Genomic DNA, 18,984 nt, shown 5'->3' with positions numbered 1-18,984 from the left:
TCAGCCCTTGAACGTCTGTGCGTAAATTTCGGGCTTGAAGCCGATCAGCAGCTTGCCGCCGGTTTCCAGCACCGGCCGCCTGATCATCGACGGCTGGTCGAGCATCAGGGCGATTGCCTTTTCCCGATCGAGATCTTCGCGCGCCGCATCCGACAGATTGCGGAACGTGGTGCCAGCGCGGTTCAGCACTGTTTCCCACCCGGCCTCGTCGATCCAGCGTTCCAGATGCGCACGGTCAATGCCGACCGCCTTGTAATCGTGAAAATCATAAGCGACGTCGTGGCCATCCAGCCAGCTACGGGCCTTCTTCATCGTGTCGCAGTTCTTGATACCGTAAATGGTAACGGCCATGCCGGTGAGTCTCCCTGTTTGGTCAGCGAGATAACACGCCGGATGAGCGCTGCAAACGCCGTCTGGTTCTTATCCCTCGAGCTCTTCGATGAGCGCCGGCAGATCGGCTACCGTCTCGATTATGTAGTCGGCCCCGACTGCAATCAGCTTATCGCCGATCCGCTTGTGCAGCTCGGCGCGTGCCTCAGGCGAAAGCGCATCCACCTCATCAGGCGTCAGGCCGGCCTCGTTGCCGGAGAGCGTCAGGCCAACTGTGACGCAGCCGGCGGCAGCGCCTTCGGCAATGCCGGGCTCGGTGTCATCAACCTTGATGACGGCGGAAGCCGGATAGACCATCAGGTCGAGGAAGCACTTATACATGCCGATCGGTGTAGGCCGGCCGAGTGGTAGGTCGTCGGCGCAGATGAGATTGTCAGGCGCGTAACCCTGCGCGGCGGCGAGCGGCAATACCCGTTCCATGATCGAGCGCGTGTAACCGGTGGTCGAGCCGATCCTCATCTGCCGCTCACGCAGATACTCGATCGTCTTGATCGCGCCAGGCACGAGCGTGCAGTAATCGGCCACGACAGACTCGTTCAGCGGCACGAAGAGCTCATACACTTTATCGATTGCTGCCTCGTCGGGAAGCGCACCCTGTGCCGCCTGCCAGCAGGCGGCGATATGCGGCTCGGCGAGCATCGCGGCAATATGCGCGCGCTTCGGAAGCCCCATTGGCTTGCGCGCATCGGCGATCGTCACCTCGACGCCAAATTTGGCGAACGTTTCAACAAAAGCGCCCATCGGCGCGAAAGAGCCGAAGTCGATCATCGTTCCGGCCCAGTCGAAGACCACTGCCTTGAATTGAGTCATGCTGCGCTCCCGAAAAGATCCTCGATGGTTTCCTCGCCGATGCCGAAAGCGGTCGAAGCACCGCAGCCAGCCGTGACGACGACGATGCGCAATGCGTCGGAAGGCTTGTCCGTGAAGCGCCAGCGGTCCGGTGCAGAGGCATACGTGCCGATCCAGCGCTCGGTAATGAAGCGTCCCGGCAGATTGAGCACGGCGTCCATCTCGTCAAGGGTCAGCCGGTCGACCCGCTCGAGACCGAATGGGTCGGGCGTTTCGGAATAATGGTGGCTGTCGCCGACGATCAGCGAGCCATCCTCCGATTGCGTAACGATGAGGTGGATGCCATTTTCCCGCTCCGGCTTGAACTCACGGTCGAGCCGCGCCTTCAATGCTGTCGCTTCAGGTAGTTCAGCATAACCGAGATAACGCCCGAGCCCGAGATCGGACATGACGGCCGTGCTGAGCGAGACCCGCTGAGCCGGCACGACACGCATCATCTGCAGCTTGCAGCGTGTCAGGTTATAGGCAGCAATCCGGTCAGCAAATAGGCTCTTGAAATCATCGCCGGGGCAGACAACCACAGTCTCTGCTTCGATCAGGCCGGCTGAAGTCTCGATCCGCGGTGGTTCCGCGGCGCTCACCGCCGTCGAGCGGCGGAACTCGATGCCATATTTGGCTTCGAGATAGCGAGCGAGCAGCGGAATGGCCGTGCGGGATTCCACGCGCAGCTCATGCGGGCTGTAAAGCGTGAAACGCGCCGCCTCCGGCCGCAGCGCCGGCACCAGCCGCCGTGCCTCGTCGACTGTTAGTCTTTCGCAACTCTCGCCCATCGCGGTGCGCAGGAACGCGTCGATCACAGCTTCGGATTCGTCGAGCCTTGCTGCAAGTAGCAGTCCGCGCTGCAGGACATCGATGCCGGCATCGTCGACAATCTCGGCCCAGATATCGCAAGCGCGCCGTGCCTTGTCCCAGCAGTCACCGGCTTGCTGGCCGGTCACAGTCACAAAGCCGAAATTGCGCACCGAAGCACCGTTTGCCTGTGCGTCACGGTCGATGACCACTACGCGCTTGCTGCGTTTTGCCGCCGCCAGCGCATGCGCCAGCCCGACAATGCCCGCGCCGACAATCGCAATATCGTAATGCGCCATGAAAGCTCCTTCGCAACATGTCTGCAACGGCTTGGCGGATTTTCTTGAAGCCTGTGTGACAGTTGCGCGGAGCCTTACATTCGCGTGTAGAAAAGAACGCCGGTTCAGTCTTCCAGCGTACCGGCCTTTCGCGCTGCCTTGCTTGGCCGGTCGGCCGCAATCTTCATCAGGTCGCCGCGCCGGCGCACGAGCCGGTCGGAAATGCGGGTCAGCAGCAACCCGTCCTGCGGCGCCCTGATGTCGATATCGCCTTCCACAAACCCGGGTCGGGTAACGATCGTCGCCAGAAGGTCTCCTTCCGCGACATGCTCGCCGATATTGCGATGGAAGAGCACGGTGCCGCCCTCCGGCGCGCGTATGATTTCAACATTGTCGAGCGGTACGGCCGGCCCGGAGAAGGCCGCATCTCCCGCCGCCCTGCCACCGACGACACCGCGTCCTATCAGGAACTGCAGCAGGCCTTCGGCATCTTTCGCGGCCATGTCGGGATAGACATCGCGCCGGCCGCGCAGTTCCACCGTCACCGACAGCTTGCCCGGAAGCTTGGCTTTGCGCTCGCCCGGTACCTCGTACTTCCAGGCAAAGCCGACAGCTTCCTCGAAGGCGGAGCTTTCGCCATCCGAAAGCAGCACCGCCTCCATGTCGAGCGCGGTCGCAAGGTCTGCCGCTTCCGGCCAGAAGGCTTCGTCGATATAGGCATATTGCAACGATTCATCGTCACAATGCAGGTCGAGCACCAGATCGGCGCCTAATGCCATGTGGATCAGCTGCCGCTTCAGACGATTGGCGGCTGAGCACTTATCAAGTTCGTCGACCAGCTCTGCGCGATCACCGACGGCAATCAGCGGAAAGTCGCGGTTGAAATTGGTCCTCGAACCGAGATCGAACCTGCCTTGCAGCTCGCCGAAATGCGATTGCGCCGCTCCGATTGGATTTGCCTGCGGCACGACCGTGATATCACCGGCGATCCGGCCCTCGCTCTCGGCTTGCCGTAACTTGCCGCAGAAAAAATGCGCCAGCGCCGTCCCCGGCAACTCGTTGGCGTGCAATGCGGCCTGGATATAGACTTTGGGGGCAGCAGGATCGCTCCCCTTGAAACGGATGACCGGTAACCGCCATTCGATGCCGGGCGTATCGCCGGGGATGATGATCTCTGAAACGTCCACTGTCTTGCTCCGCATTGCATATTGGGTGGGAGTTTTATGCGACTCCCCACCCGCGGCGCAAGCTTGGATCAGCCTAGCAGCGGCCAGCGGCCAAGTACATTATGCTCGCTCTTTCCATAGATACTGTGGATCAGCAGGAACTCCCGGATATTCCACTGCACCGGCCGGCTGAGCTTTTCGGGCAGAATGGTCTTGCGATCATAGAGCAGCGTCATGTGCGGCGTCAGGTGGCCGCCGAGGTTGTAGGGCAATCCAGCCTGGTACAAGCCTTCCTGGATCTGGCGGCGAAGGTCCGTCAGCTCCTCGTTTTCCTGCCTGCTGCAGATGACGAAGGCTTGCGATTTGCCCTGGTGGCGGAAGCTCATGACTTCATCGAGCACAAGATCGAACGGCCGGGCGCACACTGTCGCAGCGATCTGTTCCGCGCCGAACACGATATCCTGTGGAAGCTTTCGATAGGCGCCAACGCCATTGAGCGTTATGTGGAGCAGCTCACGAGGCCGGATTGGGCTGATCAGGGAATGGATTGTTCGGTAGGTTTGAGCGATCTCCAGCGCTTCGTCTGCAGCTTCAGTAGTCGGGCGAAGCATGAAGAAAAGCCTGTGGTGAGGTTCGCCGGCTGGGCTGGATTTCTTCCGGGGATCTGAGCCATTCGGATCGAGTGGAAAGTGAGGCATTCGAACTACGGACTACATCGCCCGCCTCCTTGTTTTACAAGGAGGAGCTTATCAGAGTTGCAATTCTCGTCAAGAACAAAACAGGAACATTAGTCATGAAAGTTACGATTAGAACAGCAACGGCTGCCCAGAGGCAGCCGTTGCTGACTTCGCATCAACCGATGAATGCGCGCCTCAAGCAGCATCCTTGACGGCTTCAGTCACCTTCTTGGCTGACCTGGCGCGTGCTGCCTTCGGCGGCACGAGACGAAGAATGTCATCTGTCAGCATGCGGGCATTCTCCTGCGCCTTGTCGAGATTGCTGACGCGGGATGGATCCATCGTATAGAGGCTGCCGCCGGAAACGAACATGTCGCGATACGCGGCGCGCTCGACCAGTGCCGTGTTGACCACGTTCACCTGCTGCTGCGCCAGCAAGCCCCTGACGGCGAGCAGCGCGCGGGTGGTGATGATCGAGCTGATGCGGGTCAGCACGACTGAGTGCGGGATGCGGATATTATGCTGAGCAGCAAGCTGCTTCATGATCTCCAACACTTGGGCGCCGCCGACGGCATCCATTGCGCAACCCTGCACCGGAACCATCACGTGATCGGAAAAGCCGATAGCCTTCGCCATCAGCGGGCTCATGCCTGCCGGCAGATCGACGATGATATAACCGCTGTGCTTCTTGAGGTCCTTGATCTGCTGTTCGATCGTCTCTTCTGCGACATTGTTGATGACGGCGAATTCGGCTGCTTCACCGGACAGACGATGCCAGCGGCTGGCCCACTGCTGCGGATCCGCGTCCAGAACGGAAACGCGATGGCCACGGCGAGCCAATTCTGTGGCAAGAACGAGAGCGACCGTCGTCTTGCCGGCCCCTCCTTTCGTATTCGCAAATGTAAGTGTTGGCATCGATTACCTCGGGTTGAAGTGTTTGGCGGCGGTCATCCTGCAAGAGGCGCGTCTCGAGCTTTAAGGAACGGCGTCTTTCGCAGTGATGAGGCGAAAAGGTCAAACAGCAACCTTGCGTGGCGCTGTTTTAGCCCGATGTCCGAGGTTGATTTTTGTGTGCAATTAATTGGCGGGCGGTAGGGTCCCTCGGACCGGTTCAATCCCAGCTACTCCGGCAAACCGGCTGCTCGCAGAGCATCGCCAAGAGGTGCCGCAAGCTCAGGAGCACAGTTCACGCCCAGAAATTGGCGGCTGTAGCGAAACGCGGGGTGCAGTTCCAGCACCCTGGCCGCTGCCGACCTGGCCTCCTCAAGCCGCCCAAGTTTGACGAGCGCCGCACTCAACTGCACATAAGTGATGCTATGCGCAGGATTGGCCTGAACCGACCGATAAGCCGCACGCGCCGCTTCTTCGTAGCGGCCGCAGCGGAAATGACCCATCGCCTGTGCGTCAAAAGCGGCCCAGGCCCAAGAATCGAACGGGCTGAGCCGTACACCCCGCTCGCTCCATTCTATCGCGCGCTCGGCTTCTCCGCCCCACCCGAGGATGACGCTGCCGAGGATGTACGTCAGCGCGGATGACGGACTGATGGCGAGTGCAGCTTCCAATGCTATGAATGCGGCGGTGCGATCGTGCCCATCCATGCCGATGGAAAATCCGGCCCAGGTCAATGCAAGCGCGTCGTCCTGTCCATGAATAATGGCCAAGCGCGCGTGGCGGATTGAAGCGGCACGGTTGATCTCCTGCAAGCCGGCGCGAAGGAAGAGGCAGTGGTGGCACATCGCCGCGTTGCCATGCGCCAGCGCATAAGCGGGATCGAGATCGATGGCGCGTTCGAGTAGCGAGAGCGCCTGCGTGACCTGATCCGGCATCCCTGAATCGACGTCGGGCTGAGCCCGAAGCACCAGGTCGTAGGCATCGAGGCTATCGGGCCGTTTCCGCTTGACCCTGTTGACTTCGGCACGACGCAGGCTCGGCGCTATGGCGCCGACAACCGACAAGGCGACTTCATCCTGAAGGGCGAAAATGTCATCAGACCTATGGTCATATCGCTCGGCCCACACATGCGCTCCTGTTGACGCATCGATCAACTGGCCGGTGATGCGCACACGATCAAGCAGCTTACGGGCGCTGCCTTCGAGCACGTAGCGCACGCCGAGCTCGCGCCCGACCTGCTTCACGTCCACCATCCGACCTTTGTAGGCAAAACTTGAGTTTCGCGCGATGACAAATAGCCAGTTGATGCGCGACAAGCCGGTAATGATGTCATCGACCATCCCATCGATGAAATAGTCCTGTTCCGGCTCACCGCTCAAATTCGAGAATGGCAGCACAGCGATCGACGGTTTCTCGGGAACCGGCAAGGCGATCGACGGTGCCGCTTCGTTCGCGCGTGCCACCGGTGGGCCGATATAGCGATAGCCGCGGCGCGGCAGCGTCTCGATCCAGCCAACACCATTACCCCGCTCGAGTACGCGGCGTAACGCTGCAATCTGCACCGTAAGATTGCTGTCCTCAATCGCGAGCCCCGGCCACGCCGCCTCAATCAGCGCGTCTTTGCCGACAGGCAATCCGGCGCGCTCGAGCAGCAAGCGCAGCAAGGCAACGCCGCGCCGGCCAAGCAGCGTCGGCTCGCTGCCATCGAACAGCATGCCCGAGCCAGCATCGAGCGCAAAATGGCCAAATCTGAATATCTCTGACATGCCACGCATTCTGCCTTGTCGGCGATATTTCGCAACAATTTCGGATCGGATTTGCGACTTTCGGCCATCGGAAGGGCAGGGTGGAAGCGTTAGACATTCCTCGTGTTACGGAGATTTCAAATGATCGCAAAGGCAATCATCCGAATGCCCGGCGAAGGCAAAAAAGTGCACCTCGGTGGCCAGCCAATGGCGTTTCTCGTCACTGGCGACAACACGCGCCACACCTCGATGTTCGAATGGACAATTCCTGCCGGCTTCTCCACCGGGTTACACGTGCACCGGACGCAGGAAGAGACCTTCTATGTGCTTGAAGGCGAGTGCGAATGGCAGGTCGGGGATGAGCGCATACACGCAACACCGGGCACCTACCTGTTCCTGCCGCCCGGCGTGCCGCACAATATCGGCAACGCCAGCGAAAAGCCGGCGCGCGTGCTGATGACGGTCTCTCCGCCCGGCCACGAGCATTACTTTGAAGAGCTCGCAGACATTGTCGCACGCGGTGGCGCAGCGGACCCGACGAAAATCGCCGATCTGCGTGCGCGGTATGACACGGATCAGCTTTCGGCACTCAGAGAATAAGGCGCGTTCGCCGTTGCCGAGGCTCGGGAGACGTCAAGAGTGACATGCTGAGATTCACGAGAACAACCACGGCAAGCGGCAACACCGCGACCCAGATTAGCGGCGCCGCCTCGGCGCGGCAGTGCGCAATCTCGGCCGGATCGAACTCCCTTCCAGCCGCGGCGCATTCGCGCAGCCGGTCAGGCCGAGGCGAGTTGTTCTGGTGTCGCTGGCACGCCTTCGCCGGCCTTGCGCGGCGGCCGCGACGCAGCCACCACAGTCCAAAGCCAAGCTCACTCCCACTCGATCGTGCCGGGGGGCTTGCTCGTCACATCGTAGACCACACGGTTGATGCCGCGGACTTCGTTGATGATACGGGTCGCGGCGCGGCCAAGGAATTCCATGTCGTAATGGTAGAAATCCGCAGTCATGCCGTCGACCGAGGTGACGGCGCGTAGCGCGCAAACGAACTCGTAGGTGCGGCCGTCGCCCATGACGCCGACGGTCTGGACCGGCAGCAGCACGGCGAAAGCCTGCCAGATTGCGTCATAGAGGCCGGCCTTGCGGATCTCGTCGAGATAGATCGCATCAGCCTCGCGCAGGATGTCGAGCTTTTCGCGGGTAATGCCGCCGGGGCAGCGGATGGCGAGGCCCGGGCCCGGGAAGGGATGGCGGCCGATGAAACTGTCCGGCAGGCCGAGCTCCTTGCCGAGGACACGAACCTCATCCTTGAAGAGTTCGCGCAGCGGCTCGACGAGCTGCATCTTCATGCGCTCCGGCAGGCCGCCGACATTGTGGTGCGACTTGATGGTGACGGAGGGGCCGCCGGTGAAGGAGACCGACTCGATCACATCGGGATAAAGTGTGCCTTGGCCGAGGAAATCGGCACCGCCAAGCTTCTTGGCCTCGTCCTCGAAGGTCTCGATGAACAGGCGACCGATGATCTTGCGCTTGGTTTCCGGGTCGGAAACCCCTTCGAGTTCGCCGATGAACCGGTCGGAGGCGTCCACGTGGATTAGGTGCAGATTGTAATGCTCCCGGAACATGGCAACGACGCCGGCCGCCTCGTCCTTGCGCATCAGGCCGTGATCGACGAGGATGCAGGTAAGCTGGTCACCGACGGCCTCATGGATGAGCAGGGCCGCGACAGACGAATCCACGCCGCCAGACAGCGCACAGATGACGCGCTTGTCGCCCACCTGCTTGCGGATGTCTTCGACCGCCTTTTGGCGGTAGGCGGACATTGTCCAATCGCCCTGGATGCCGGCGATGTTGTGGATGAAGTTTGCGATCAGCTTGGCGCCGTCGGGCGTATGCACCACTTCCGGATGGAACTGCACGCCGTAGTATTTGCGCTTTTCGTCGGCGATGAAGGCGTAGGGCGCGTTGGAGGAGGTCGCAACGACCTCGAAACCTTCCGGCAATTTCGTAACGCGGTCGCCATGGCTCATCCAGACCTGATGGCGCGATCCCTTGGACCAGAGGCCTTCGAACAGGGCGCAGTCCTCGTCGACCTCCAGGAAGGCACGGCCGAATTCGCGGTGATGACCGCTTTCCACCAGGCCGCCGAGCTGCATGCACATTGTCTGCTGGCCGTAGCAGATACCGAAGACCGGAAGGCCGCTGTCGAAGATGACCTGCGGCGCTCGGGGCGAACCCTCATCGACCGTCGAGGCCGGGCTGCCGGATAGGATCACGGCTTTCGGCTGAAGGCGCCTGAAGCCTTCTTCGGCGGACTGGAAGGGAACGATCTCGCAATAGACGCCGGCTTCGCGCACGCGACGTGCGATGAGCTGGGTCACCTGGCTGCCGAAATCGACGATGAGAACGCTGTCGGGATGTGCTGTCTGGGTCATGGCGAGCCTTTAATGAAAAGCGCCTCTTCTTGCAATCCGGGAATTCAGCTGCAGCAGGCTTTTATTGTCCCGATTGTCCCTGTTTCCAAGCCCTCAGAACCAGAAAACGCCATCCTCCAGAGCCGTAAACAGGCTGTCGACGGCGTAGGAAAGCTTGCGGTCGACGATATGCAGATATTCCGTCCAGCCTGAAATATGCTGCAGCTCGACAGCACCATCCGAAATGCCGCGGAGGCCGATCAGCGGCAGCTTGTAGCCTTGGCAGGCGCGCAGCACCGCATAGGTTTCCATATCGACCATATCGGCTGTGATATTGGCATAGGCAGCACCCGAGACGACATTGCCGCCTGTCGAAAGCGTGGCTTCGGGAATGCCCGGAATACGCAGCGGCAGTTCAAGATCGGCCGGCAGGTCGAGGAAAGGCGTCTTGCCTCTTTCGAACCCGAGCGGCGAGGCATCCATGTCACGATAGGAAACGGAGGTCACCTGATAGACTTCGGTCTGTTGCAGGCGCGCCGAGCCGGCCGAGCCGAGCGAGACGACGAGATCGGGCAGATCGTCGGAGCCATCGAGACGAGAGAGGGACTTGGTAAGCGCGATCGCTGCCTCGACCGGGCCGACGCCGGTCATCAGCGGTTCGATGCGCGAGCGCAGAAAGGGGCCATACTCGGCCTCCGCGGCCATGACGAACAGGATGGACTTGCCTGCAACCGATTTCAGTTCGAATTTCATCCCGTAATTCCCTCTCTTCCGCGGATAACCATCATCGTCCCGGTCATGGACGCGATGAGCTTGGCCGGCCCGTCGCTGATCGCATAACCTCGCCCATCGGCAACGATGATGTTGGAGCCGGGCTTGGTGATCTCGCCCCTGAAGAGGAAGCGCTCGCCCCGCCCAGGCGACATGAGGTTGACCTTGAACTCGATCGTGAGGATCGAGGCTTCGGCATCGATAACGCTGTAGGCGGCAAAACCACAGGCCGAATCGAGCGCTGCGGAAATGATGCCCGCGTGCAAAATGCCGTGCTGCTGTGTCAGTTTGACGTCGAAGGGAAGCTCGATTTCCACCATGCCGTGCTCGACACGCGTCAGCTCCGCGCCGATCGTGTGCATGGCCGCCTGTCGTGCAAAATTCTGGCGGATCCGCTCCCGGAAATCGCCTCTATTGGTCTCGTTCATCGCAGCCCTCTCGCGACCGCGAAAGTGGCATGGCCGGCCGGATTCGACAAGTTGCAATCCGGCTCACGATGTTTTTGTCTTGAACCAAGGCTTTTCGATCACGGGGCCTTCGGGTGTTTGTCCCTGCAATTCCTCGCGGTTGAGAATTGCTTTTGCTTGTTTTGCCACGGGTTCTCTTCTGAACAACGCTTAACAGGATTATGATCAATCAAACCTGAGGCGAGCCAATGAAGGCATTTTCTCAATCTATGAGCGATTACGAGGCGTGGTTGGCCCATGAGTTGCAAGGCGAGCTCGTGCAGGAGGGCATCGACGAAAAGCACCGGAAGATGCGCGAGGAGGCTTTCTCCTTCCTGCGTGCCACCTATTGGCGCTGGGCCGAGGTTATTTATAACGTCAAGCCGGAGCTTGCCGAGATGCCGCAAGTGCTTTCGATCGGCGATACGCACCTGGAGAATTTCGGCACTTGGCGGGATATCGAGGGGCGGCTCGTCTGGGGCGCCAACGATTTCGACGACGCGGCGATCATGCCCTACGGGCTGGATCTCGTGCGGCTCGTGGCAAGCGCCATTCTGGCTCAGCCGGATAAGGGAATCTCCGGCAAGGCGATGGCCGAGCTCATTCTCGCTGGATATGTACGCGGCCTTGAACATTCGACGCCGATCATCCTGGAGCGCGATCATCCCTGGCTGCGCGACAAGCTGCTCCTTTCGGAAGATGAGCGGGAAGATTTCTGGAGAAAGGCAGACAAGCGCAAGCCCGGTGAAAAGCCGGCTCCTGGCCGTTTCGTCGACGCGCTGAGAAACGCCCTGCCGAAGGGCTCGGGAAATTTTACGCCCGTACCTGTGCTGAAAAAGGGAACGGGCAGCCTGGGGCGGCCGCGTTTCATCGCCTATGTGAAGGAATGGCGCGGCGGACCCGTGCTGCGCGAAGCCAAGGCGCTTGTGCCTTCCGCCTGGTCGCTGGCAAGGTCCTCAGATCGTGTGATCAGAACCGCTGTCATTGCAGGGGGTCGGATGCGCAGCCCCGATCCGCATTTCGCGGTGACGGGCCGCATCCTCGTGCGTCGGCTTTCGCCGAACAGCCGCAAGATCGAAATCGAGACGGATGCAAAGACCCTGTTGAACGGCACGATGCTGGAGCTGATGGGTTTTGAGATCGCCAACTGCCACTCTGACGATGCGGCAGCCGTTGCGGCGATCCATAGCGATCTGCTCGCACGCGGCGAGGATTGGCTCTACGAGGCGGCACAGGCGGCGGCCGAATTCACTGAAAAGGAATGGAAGGATTATCGTATCAGCGGCGGGTGAGCGATCCGCACGATATGCTGGTCCCAGGCGACATCGCTGTGGTTCGACAGGAAGTCGCCGTCATAAGAAGAAACGGCAAAGCCGCCAGACGCAGGCGCTATACCAGCGGCATCACGCACGCTTTTCTCGCGCAGCACCTTGCCCGTTTTCGCATCGATGGTGACAGACGCGCCGCCGATCGGCGAGGTGACACCGACCAACCCTTCCTTCCGGTTGACTGCGATCGCCCCGACATAGTTGGCAAGCCGCCGGGTCGTCTCCTCGGGCAGGTCGATGAAAGCAAGATCGTCACCCCGGCGGAAATGGCCGACGAGCGGTGGCAGGTCCCTGCGATGGCCTTCATACTGGCAGGCAAACCAGATGCGACCGCTGGCATCGAGATCGACATGCCGTGTCGAGACCGATGACCATCGCGGCGGCAGCGTGTGCTTTTCGATCAGTGCGCCGCTTGCCGCATCGATAAGCGTTAGAGAAGGCTGCATATTGCCGAGATTGAGCTTGGTGCGGCCAAAATCCGGGTGGGTTTCGATGCCGCCATTGGCAATGATCAGTATGCGGCCATCATCGGAGACCGTCATGTCATGCGGGCCGACGCCATAGGTCTCATATTCGCCGATGCGGGCAAAACGGTTCGCCGCATCGTAGAGGCCGATCATGCCTCGGTTATTGTCGAAGTCGTTCTCGCTGGCATAGAGCAGCCGGCCGTTTGGCGAAAAGGCGCCATGTCCATAGAAATGCCGGCCCTCCGGCGAGGCGATCACGATAGGTTCACTCTTGTTCCAAGGATCGAAGATCATCGCAAACGTGCCGGGGCGACGGGCGAATGCGACCGTGCGGCCGGTGGCAGTGCTATAGGCCATACCATGGGCGCGGGCAGGCAGCGCCACCTTATCGACGATCTCGCCGCGTTCGGTGACTGTCGCCACGGCAAAGGAGCCGTTGGCGGTGCGGATACCGGAGGCATAGACGGCATCGGCGCGGTCGAGAGCCAGCAGCGCCTCAGGTTTCAACGCTGCCAGAAAGCCGATGCCGGCAGCTTTGATGAAGCCTCGGCGGTCGATGGCCGCACTGCGCCACATCGGCTCAATCTCCGTCCGAGAAGGAGAAGCCGGCAGAAAGGCCGATTGCCGCGCCATACTGGTCGCTGATCGTGGTGATTAGATCGCGGGTCTCCGTCAGCAGCGTATCAAGCTTTGCTTTTTCCGCGTCACTGATGGCAACTTCCATATCCGGGTTCAGCTTCGAGATACTGTCGATGATCGTCTTCAGCTTGGTATCGATCGCATCGGCAACCTGCTTCTTTTCCGGCGGCAGCAGCTCGGCCATACCGGCTTTCTGCCAGAGCGTGCGGATGCCCTCGAGATTGGCGGCCATGGATTTCCAGGTATTCTTCGAACGCCAGTAGATCGCCATGCGAGGACGGGCAGGCGTGTCCTTACCCTTGTAGAACTGTTCGAGCCGCTGGTCTCGGACATTCTCCGCGCCATGAACGAGGATGCCGAGCAGAGCGGTAACGGCTTCCTTGTTGTCCATGAAATCATTGCTTTGCGGCCCGGGATGCTTCCAGCTTGCCTGCACGCCGTCAGGCTTCTCCCAGGCGGCGACCACTTCGCCGGCCTCGCGCTGGATATTGCCCGCCACCGCCTGGCCATAGAGGCAGCGGAAGCCGCCCTTTTGATTGATGAGGTCTTCGGAGCCGCTACCATAGAGAATATATTCGAGCGCAGTCAGTCCCTGCAGGGCGACACTCTTGCCGGCGATCGCGTCGACAGTCGCGTCCTTCGGATCCGCCTTAGCGATCAGCGCCTGCACCTGCTTGAGGCCGACACCCTTGCGGTCGGGATAGAAGAGGATGTGCTCGAAGAGATTGTCCTGGATGACCGGCCCGGTCTGCACGATCTCGATCGTCGACCAATAGCGGATCGTGTCGTCGAAAGCGGACTTGGCGCGATCGAGCGTCTGCTGTGTGCCCGCGGCGCAGAGATCGTTCATGGCAGTCGTCAGACGCGCGGCCGATTGTTGCATATTGCGATAGCCGGGGCGAATGACTTCGTCGACGGCGCGCTGCATGACGGAAGGCACAGCATCCTCGTTGAGGCCCGCGGCGGGCGGCGCGGCGCTCTGGGCGGCAGCCGGTGTGGCAAGGCCGGTCAAGGCGAGGCAAAGGAGGGTGTGCCAGGGGCGCATCAAAGTGACTCCAGGAATGTAATCAGGGCTTCTCTATCGTCTTTTGACAGCGAGGAGAATGCGTTGCGGGCTTTTTTAGCTTCGCCGCCATGCCAGAGGATTGCTTCGGTGAGATTTCTGGCGCGGCCATCGTGCAGAAAGAAGCTGCGCCCGCTGACAATCCGGGTCAGACCTATACCCCATAGCGGCGGCGTGCGCCATTCACGTCCATTTGCGAGTCCCACTTGCTGTCCGTCTGCAAGACCGTCGCCCATGTCATGCAGCAGAAAATCGGAATAAGGCCAGATAAGCTGAAAGGATTGCGCCTTCTCTGCAATATCGCGGCGGGTGACAAACTTCGGAACATGGCAGGAAATGCAGCCGGAGTCGTAGAAAAGCTGCTTGCCACGCAACGTGTCGGTAAAGCTTGCCTTGCGGCGCGCCGGCACCGCGAGGTTCTCTGAATAGAAGGTGACGAGATCGAGAACCGGGCCAGGCGCTTCCTCGTTGCCGAGCCGTTTTTGCACCCCGTCCGGCATGACGAGGCACTTTGTCTCAGTCGCGGTGCAGTCTCCATGGGCATCGGGTCTGTCCGGTGTCGAAATGCCGATATCGTTAGAGAAGGCATCGGCGCTCTGGTCGCGCACAGTGGCGTTCTGCGCCTTCCAGCCGAAGCGACCGAGACTGATCTCGCCGGTGCGGTGGTCGCGAACGATGGCCGCCTTGCCGGAAATGCCGTCGTGGTCGAGGTCATCAGGATCGGCATGTGCGAGAATATCGGCCTCGGGAATTGCCTGGATAAGACCGAGGCCGATCATCGGCGGAGCGACGCGCGCCGAAATCGTCGTCGCCGGGTCGAGCGGGCCATAGGCGAGATCTTTGACGGTATAAACAGGCTTACGGAGCCTTACCGTCTCGCCGTCGGCCAGCTGGGCGATCTCTTCGCTATAGGCAACGGTAAGCTTGCCCTCGGCGGCAAGTCCGGGAACGGCGAGATCCTGAAGCTGATAGCCGTAAACCGGATCGGGGAAAGTGACGATATCAGCATCGGTGAGCGCCTTTTCTTCCTCCGGCGCCTTCGCGGCCCGGGCAAGGCGCAGGAACATAGAGGTGGCGCTCGGTCCGCCCTCGGGAGGTTTGCCACGGCCATCGTTGAGGTGGCAGCTCATGCAGGAGCGGGCGTTGAAAAGCGGGCCGAGCCCGTCGGACGCCTGTGTGGAGGAGGGTGCGGAAACCCAGAGCTTGCGGAAGAGCGCATTGCCAAGCCGGAAATTCTGCTCTTCTTCGAAGGGGATATTGGCAGAAATATGCGAGAAACTGTCTTCGGTGACCGAATCGATTGAGGTCGCCGCACCCGCCTGCATGGCCTCGTATTGCTCAGCCTTGCTGAAATCCTGCGTTGGTCTGACGATGTCTGCGACACGCTTGACGTCGGCCTCAGAAAGATCGGTCCGTCTGTTCGGAAGGTTGAAGGCGCCGGCAAAGGCGACAGGAAGCCCCGCAACGGAAGCGCAGATGACTGCACTGATGAGAAGACGTCGGGCCGGGTTATGCGACATTTCAAGGGTCCGGGCCGCTCCGGCTTCGGAGCGGCCCGCCTTTGCTCATTTAAAGACGGCGTTAGGATTATCCAGGCTGTCGGAACCTTCAAGCTCGACAGTGCCGAGGTCGAGTGCGGCAATAACGCGCTGCACCGACTTCGTCTGGTCGATGAGGCCGTCGATGGCTGCCTGGACGACAGCATTGCCTTCCTTGTTGCCTTCGCCGATCATCTGGTCATACTTCTCGACCGTTTCACCGCGCTTGGCCATGGCGTGCATGGCGTCCAGCGTCGTGTTGAGTTTGCCGGTCATCTCGGCATCCAGAGCCTTGTCCTTGGCTGCGACGAGGTCGTGCAGCGACGGGCCGGTCATCTTGGTGCCGTCGACCCGGGTATAGTCGCCCGTATAGGCGGCCGCGATGCCGATCGCGTCGTTCAGGTGCGAGTTATAGGTATTGTCGGAGAAGCAATCATGCTCTTCTTCCGGATCGTGCAGCAGCAGGCCGAGCTTCATGCGTTCGCCGGCGAGCTCGCCGTAGGAGAGCGAACCCATGCCTGTCAGGATGGCGACGAGGCCAGCCTTCGGATCGGCTTCAACATGCTTGGTGGCTTCGCCATCCGCCGCCCAATTGTCGGTCATTTCCTGCAGATCGGAAACGAGCAGCGTGGAGGCCGACTTCAGGTATTCGGCGCGGCGGTCGCAATTGCCGTGCGTGCAATTCTTGAGATCGTAATCGCTGGCGGGACGCTCGCCGGCGCCAGGTCCGGTGCCGTGCAGATCCTGGCCCCAAAGCAGGAATTCGATGGCGTGGTAGCCGGTTGCAACATTGGCTTCGATACCACCGGCTTCAGCGAGCGTGCCGGAGAGGAATTCCGGCGTCAGCTTGGAAGCGTCAACGTCCTTGCCGTCGATCTTGATCGTCTTATTAGCGATGACGTTGGCGACATAAAGCGAGTTCTCATCGCTTTCCGTGCCGTAGGAGGGATCGACGTAATCGATCAGGCCTTCATCGAGCGGCCATGCGTTGACCTTGCCTTCCCAGTCGTCGACAACCGGATTGCCGAAACGATAGACTTCCGTCTGCTGATAGGGAACGCGCGCCTTGATCCATGCATCTTTGGCAGCCTTCAGCGTCGTATCGTTGGGCGTCTTCAGAAACGCGTCGATGGCCACATCGAGCGCCTTGGCTGTCGTCAGCGAGTCCTCGTATTTGGCGTGAGCGATTTCGGCATAATGCTTTACGACAGCGGCTGCGTCCGTTTCCGCATGGGCGGGAAGGGCGAGCAGGGCGGCGGGGGCGATCGCCAGTGCGGCTGCGCGGAATGTGCGGTTGAGCTTCATAATCCTCTCCTGTGACGGATTTCCGTCTGAATCCGGCTGCCGTCTCTTCGCGCAAAAGCAAACTGGTGTCAAACACTCTAGTTTGGAATTGTTTTAAGGATAGATTTCCGAGATCAGCCTGCCGGTTGAAATGCATTTGTTCGCAAATCCAGGATGACTGCGCTGTTAACCTTTCACTCGCCTTCAGCGAGACGGAGCACGATGTGGATCAGCCATTTCTCTTGAGACGGCAGAAGAAGAAACCGTCCGTATCCGTCGAGGCCGGTGTCAGCGTGATCGTCTTGCCGTCGGAAGAACGCGGACGCGTTCCCTCCCTGCCGAACAGGCTGTCCCAGGCGGGTAGGGCGCTGACGATCTCGAAGTCGCTGTTGTCCGCAACAAAGCGCCTTACCTGTTCTTCATTCTCCTGCGGCAGCACTGAGCAGGTGATATAGATGAGCTCGCCGCCGGCGCGCACGAAGCTACTCGCCTGCTTTAGTGCGTCCTGCTGCTGGGCTGTACGCTCATCAAGGTTCTTGGCGGTCAGCCGCCATTTCGTATCAGGCCGGCGACGCCATGTCCCCGTACCGGTACAGGGCGCATCGACCAGAACCTTGTCGCAGCGGTCGCGCAGATTGGACAAGCTCCTGGCATCGTCATGGACCTGGACATTGCGTGTACCGGCGCGCCTCAGCCGTTCGATGATCGGCGCAAGCCGCTTGCGATCGGCGTCATAGGCGTGGACCTGACCCTTATTGTGCATGGCCGCCGCCATGGCGAGCGTCTTGCCGCCACCGCCGGCGCAGTAATCCAGCACCTGTTCGCCATCATTCGGCAGAACGAGGTCGGCAACGATCTGCGATCCCTCGTCCTGAACCTCAAACCAGCCTTTTTGGAACGAAAGTTCGGCGGTGACGTTCGGAAGACGTGAGGCTCCTTCGCCGGCGGGAATCCGGATGCCGTAGCGTGCGATCTTCGCCTCATTTGCGCCGGTGCGTTCCAGCGCCTTGAGGGCCTTTTCGCGAGTGGCCTTCAAAATATTGGCCCGCAGATCGAGCGTCGGGCGCCCGGCAAGCGCCTGCGCTTCGGGAAGCCAGTTTTCGCCGAAAGCCTGTTCGAAGGAGGATTGGACCCATTCGGGAATGTCGCCCTGCACATGTAGGGGCGCATCGGAAAGTGAGCGGCTCGTGAAAGCCGCAAGCGCTTCAGTCGAGAGTGGCGTCGGCGCAAACTTGTCGTCGGCAAGTTCGGCGGCCAGCGTTTCCGGCGTGAAGCCCCACTGGCGGAACATGACGGCATGCGCAATAGCGACGGCGCTGTCGTCGTCCATCAGATAGGCATGGGAGAGCCGCATGCGCAGAGCGTCGTAGACGATGTTGCCGATCGCCGCCCGGTCGCCGGAGCCGGCAAAACGGTGGGCGAGACCCCAGTCCTTGAGCGCATCGGCGACAGGCCTTTTGCGGGCGTCGATATCAGCCAGAACCGAAATCGCCCCTTCGAGGCGGCCGCCCAAACGCATTCAAACTTCTCCTGTTGCCTTGGCTGGTAAACGATCCGCGCAAGAATGAACCCCCAGCAAAGCTGATTGGCCGGGCGGATTGTTCACAAGTCCCAACCGCGTGGTTACCCGCGATTGACGGCAAGAGCAAGCGCCGCATCCGGCGCAGGGATTTCGCGGAGGACCTGGCCTCAGCTGATGACTTCGTAGCAGACCTTCGCAGTGCCTGTGGAGACCATGCCGATGTTCTGTGCGGCAGCGCGCGACAGATCGAGCACGCGACCGCGGATAAACGGACCACGATCATTGATGCGAACGACGACGCTGCGGCCGTTGTTGCGGTTGGTGACCTTCACCTTGGTGCCGAACGCCAGCGAGCGATGTGCGGCAGTATAGATGGCCGGGTTCATGCGTTCCCCGGAAGCAGTTTTGGAGCGAAGTGCGTACCACGAAGCACCGCCGCATCCGTTTGCAGCAAATACTTCCGCCGGAAGGATGGAAGAACAGGCTGCAATCGCTACGACGGTGATTAGAGAACGGCAGATTTTCTTCAAAACGGATTGTCCCTCAACTATTGAACTCACGCCTTTGGGGCGGCGGGGCTTAAATCCGCCGAAAAGTGGCGAAAAAGTGCCGACGCTGATCACGGAATGTAACAATCTGTAATAATTGTAATTCCAATAACATTGCGGTAGCAGAACACCGCTTCGGCGATTTTTGGAAAAAACCTAATGAAATCAGTTAAAATCCG

The 18,984-nt window shown here is 60.4% G+C and carries 19 protein-coding genes; 3 read left to right on the top strand and 16 right to left on the bottom strand.

Annotation, left to right across the window (positions count from 1 at the left end):
* The 7 genes from EV281_RS10190 to EV281_RS10160 all read right to left on the bottom strand — a co-directional run bounded on the left by EV281_RS10190 (position 1) and on the right by EV281_RS10160 (position 6,806).
* The gene (locus tag EV281_RS10190; protein ID WP_132652959.1) at positions 1 to 351 is read right to left on the bottom strand and encodes an ArsC family reductase; all 351 of its coding nucleotides are present in this window, start codon (positions 349 to 351) and stop codon (positions 1 to 3) included.
* A 69-nt stretch (positions 352 to 420) separates the two neighbouring features.
* Complete coding sequence (gene phnX, locus EV281_RS10185; RefSeq protein WP_132652958.1) at positions 421 to 1,200, bottom strand: phosphonoacetaldehyde hydrolase; 780 nt, start codon at positions 1,198 to 1,200, stop codon at positions 421 to 423.
* Positions 1,197 to 2,327, bottom strand: coding sequence for a TIGR03364 family FAD-dependent oxidoreductase (locus EV281_RS10180; protein ID WP_132652957.1), 1,131 nt, complete (start codon positions 2,325 to 2,327; stop codon positions 1,197 to 1,199). Before EV281_RS10180 ends, phnX begins: the two co-directional genes overlap by 4 nt.
* Positions 2,328 to 2,431: 104 nt before the next feature.
* On the bottom strand, positions 2,432 to 3,493 hold the full coding sequence (locus EV281_RS10175; RefSeq protein ID WP_132652956.1) for a succinylglutamate desuccinylase/aspartoacylase family protein: 1,062 nt from the start codon (positions 3,491 to 3,493) through the stop codon (positions 2,432 to 2,434).
* A 68-nt stretch (positions 3,494 to 3,561) separates the two neighbouring features.
* Positions 3,562 to 4,083, bottom strand: coding sequence for a 2'-5' RNA ligase family protein (locus EV281_RS10170; protein ID WP_165911865.1), 522 nt, complete (start codon positions 4,081 to 4,083; stop codon positions 3,562 to 3,564).
* Positions 4,084 to 4,344: 261 nt separating this feature from the next.
* The gene (locus EV281_RS10165; protein WP_132652954.1) at positions 4,345 to 5,064 is read right to left on the bottom strand and encodes a ParA family protein; all 720 of its coding nucleotides are present in this window, start codon (positions 5,062 to 5,064) and stop codon (positions 4,345 to 4,347) included.
* 206 nt (positions 5,065 to 5,270) lie between these two features.
* Complete coding sequence (locus EV281_RS10160) at positions 5,271 to 6,806, bottom strand: winged helix-turn-helix domain-containing protein (protein ID WP_132652953.1); 1,536 nt, start codon at positions 6,804 to 6,806, stop codon at positions 5,271 to 5,273.
* A 120-nt stretch (positions 6,807 to 6,926) separates the two neighbouring features.
* On the opposite strand from EV281_RS10160, the gene EV281_RS10155 reads away from it, so the two are divergent.
* Complete coding sequence (locus tag EV281_RS10155) at positions 6,927 to 7,385, top strand: cupin domain-containing protein (protein ID WP_132652952.1); 459 nt, start codon at positions 6,927 to 6,929, stop codon at positions 7,383 to 7,385.
* Between the two features lie 272 nt (positions 7,386 to 7,657).
* Here the strand turns inward: EV281_RS10155 and guaA are convergent, their stop codons facing one another.
* The 3 genes from guaA to EV281_RS10140 form a co-directional block, all read right to left on the bottom strand.
* Positions 7,658 to 9,220 (bottom strand): glutamine-hydrolyzing GMP synthase, encoded by a 1,563-nt coding sequence (gene guaA, locus EV281_RS10150; protein WP_132652951.1) that lies wholly within the window; start codon positions 9,218 to 9,220, stop codon positions 7,658 to 7,660.
* A gap of 93 nt (positions 9,221 to 9,313) precedes the next feature.
* Entirely contained in the window at positions 9,314 to 9,952 is a 639-nt protein-coding gene (locus tag EV281_RS10145) for a 5'-methylthioadenosine/S-adenosylhomocysteine nucleosidase (protein WP_132652950.1), read from the bottom strand.
* A complete protein-coding gene (locus EV281_RS10140) occupies positions 9,949 to 10,398 on the bottom strand; it encodes a PaaI family thioesterase (protein WP_132652949.1) in 450 nt (149 codons plus the stop codon). Before EV281_RS10140 ends, EV281_RS10145 begins: the two co-directional genes overlap by 4 nt.
* Before the next feature lie 227 nt (positions 10,399 to 10,625).
* Between EV281_RS10140 and EV281_RS10135 the strand changes: the two genes are divergently transcribed.
* Positions 10,626 to 11,708, top strand: coding sequence for a DUF2252 family protein (locus EV281_RS10135; RefSeq protein WP_132652948.1), 1,083 nt, complete (start codon positions 10,626 to 10,628; stop codon positions 11,706 to 11,708).
* Here the strand turns inward: EV281_RS10135 and EV281_RS10130 are convergent.
* From EV281_RS10130 to EV281_RS10105, 6 genes are all read right to left on the bottom strand, one after another.
* Positions 11,687 to 12,787 (bottom strand): DUF1513 domain-containing protein, encoded by a 1,101-nt coding sequence (locus tag EV281_RS10130; protein ID WP_132652947.1) that lies wholly within the window; start codon positions 12,785 to 12,787, stop codon positions 11,687 to 11,689. The two genes, EV281_RS10135 and EV281_RS10130, sit on opposite strands and share 22 nt — an antisense overlap.
* A 4-nt stretch (positions 12,788 to 12,791) precedes the next feature.
* On the bottom strand, positions 12,792 to 13,895 hold the full coding sequence (locus EV281_RS10125; RefSeq protein ID WP_132652946.1) for an imelysin family protein: 1,104 nt from the start codon (positions 13,893 to 13,895) through the stop codon (positions 12,792 to 12,794).
* Positions 13,895 to 15,433 carry a di-heme oxidoredictase family protein gene (locus EV281_RS10120; protein WP_132652945.1) on the bottom strand — a complete coding sequence of 513 codons (1,539 nt, stop codon included), beginning with the start codon at positions 15,431 to 15,433 and terminating at the stop codon, positions 13,895 to 13,897. Before EV281_RS10120 ends, EV281_RS10125 begins: the two co-directional genes overlap by 1 nt.
* A 45-nt stretch (positions 15,434 to 15,478) precedes the next feature.
* Positions 15,479 to 16,756, bottom strand: a complete 1,278-nt coding sequence (locus EV281_RS10115; RefSeq protein WP_132652944.1) for an imelysin family protein — start codon at positions 16,754 to 16,756, stop codon at positions 15,479 to 15,481.
* Between the two features lie 208 nt (positions 16,757 to 16,964).
* Entirely contained in the window at positions 16,965 to 18,254 is a 1,290-nt protein-coding gene (locus tag EV281_RS10110) for an RsmB/NOP family class I SAM-dependent RNA methyltransferase (protein WP_132652943.1), read from the bottom strand.
* Positions 18,255 to 18,424: 170 nt separating this feature from the next.
* Positions 18,425 to 18,748: a septal ring lytic transglycosylase RlpA family protein gene (locus EV281_RS10105; RefSeq protein ID WP_245508254.1), complete on the bottom strand. Its 324-nt coding sequence runs from the start codon at positions 18,746 to 18,748 to the stop codon at positions 18,425 to 18,427.
* On the opposite strand from EV281_RS10105, the gene EV281_RS31585 reads away from it, so the two are divergent.
* Positions 18,630 to 18,899, top strand: coding sequence for a hypothetical protein (locus EV281_RS31585; RefSeq protein WP_245508256.1), 270 nt, complete (start codon positions 18,630 to 18,632; stop codon positions 18,897 to 18,899). The genes EV281_RS10105 and EV281_RS31585 overlap by 119 nt on opposite strands.
* Positions 18,900 to 18,984: the final 85 nt, after the last annotated feature.

Source organism: Rhizobium sp. BK418 (assembly GCF_004341105.1).
Lineage (GTDB): Bacteria > Pseudomonadota > Alphaproteobacteria > Rhizobiales > Rhizobiaceae > Rhizobium.
Note: the sequence above shows the minus strand (reverse complement) of the source record. Positions and strands in the feature narration are given on the sequence as shown.

Bases quoted from the DNA above. Each gene is read 5' to 3' on its own strand.
- EV281_RS10190 (WP_132652959.1), bottom strand. From the start codon at position 351: ATGGCCGTTACCATTTACGGTATCAAGAACTGCGACACGATGAAGAAG.
- phnX (WP_132652958.1), bottom strand. From the start codon at position 1,200: ATGACTCAATTCAAGGCAGTGGTCTTCGACTGGGCCGGAACGATGATC.
- EV281_RS10180 (WP_132652957.1), bottom strand. From the start codon at position 2,327: ATGGCGCATTACGATATTGCGATTGTCGGCGCGGGCATTGTCGGGCTG.
- EV281_RS10170 (WP_165911865.1), bottom strand. From the start codon at position 4,083: ATGCTTCGCCCGACTACTGAAGCTGCAGACGAAGCGCTGGAGATCGCT.
- EV281_RS10165 (WP_132652954.1), bottom strand. From the start codon at position 5,064: ATGCCAACACTTACATTTGCGAATACGAAAGGAGGGGCCGGCAAGACG.
- EV281_RS10160 (WP_132652953.1), bottom strand. From the start codon at position 6,806: ATGTCAGAGATATTCAGATTTGGCCATTTTGCGCTCGATGCTGGCTCG.
- EV281_RS10155 (WP_132652952.1), top strand. From the start codon at position 6,927: ATGATCGCAAAGGCAATCATCCGAATGCCCGGCGAAGGCAAAAAAGTG.
- guaA (WP_132652951.1), bottom strand. From the start codon at position 9,220: ATGACCCAGACAGCACATCCCGACAGCGTTCTCATCGTCGATTTCGGC.
- EV281_RS10145 (WP_132652950.1), bottom strand. From the start codon at position 9,952: ATGAAATTCGAACTGAAATCGGTTGCAGGCAAGTCCATCCTGTTCGTC.
- EV281_RS10140 (WP_132652949.1), bottom strand. From the start codon at position 10,398: ATGAACGAGACCAATAGAGGCGATTTCCGGGAGCGGATCCGCCAGAAT.
- EV281_RS10135 (WP_132652948.1), top strand. From the start codon at position 10,626: ATGAAGGCATTTTCTCAATCTATGAGCGATTACGAGGCGTGGTTGGCC.
- EV281_RS10130 (WP_132652947.1), bottom strand. From the start codon at position 12,787: ATGTGGCGCAGTGCGGCCATCGACCGCCGAGGCTTCATCAAAGCTGCC.
- EV281_RS10125 (WP_132652946.1), bottom strand. From the start codon at position 13,895: ATGCGCCCCTGGCACACCCTCCTTTGCCTCGCCTTGACCGGCCTTGCC.
- EV281_RS10120 (WP_132652945.1), bottom strand. From the start codon at position 15,433: ATGTCGCATAACCCGGCCCGACGTCTTCTCATCAGTGCAGTCATCTGC.
- EV281_RS10115 (WP_132652944.1), bottom strand. From the start codon at position 16,756: ATGAAGCTCAACCGCACATTCCGCGCAGCCGCACTGGCGATCGCCCCC.
- EV281_RS10110 (WP_132652943.1), bottom strand. From the start codon at position 18,254: ATGCGTTTGGGCGGCCGCCTCGAAGGGGCGATTTCGGTTCTGGCTGAT.
- EV281_RS31585 (WP_245508256.1), top strand. From the start codon at position 18,630: ATGGCCGGGTTCATGCGTTCCCCGGAAGCAGTTTTGGAGCGAAGTGCG.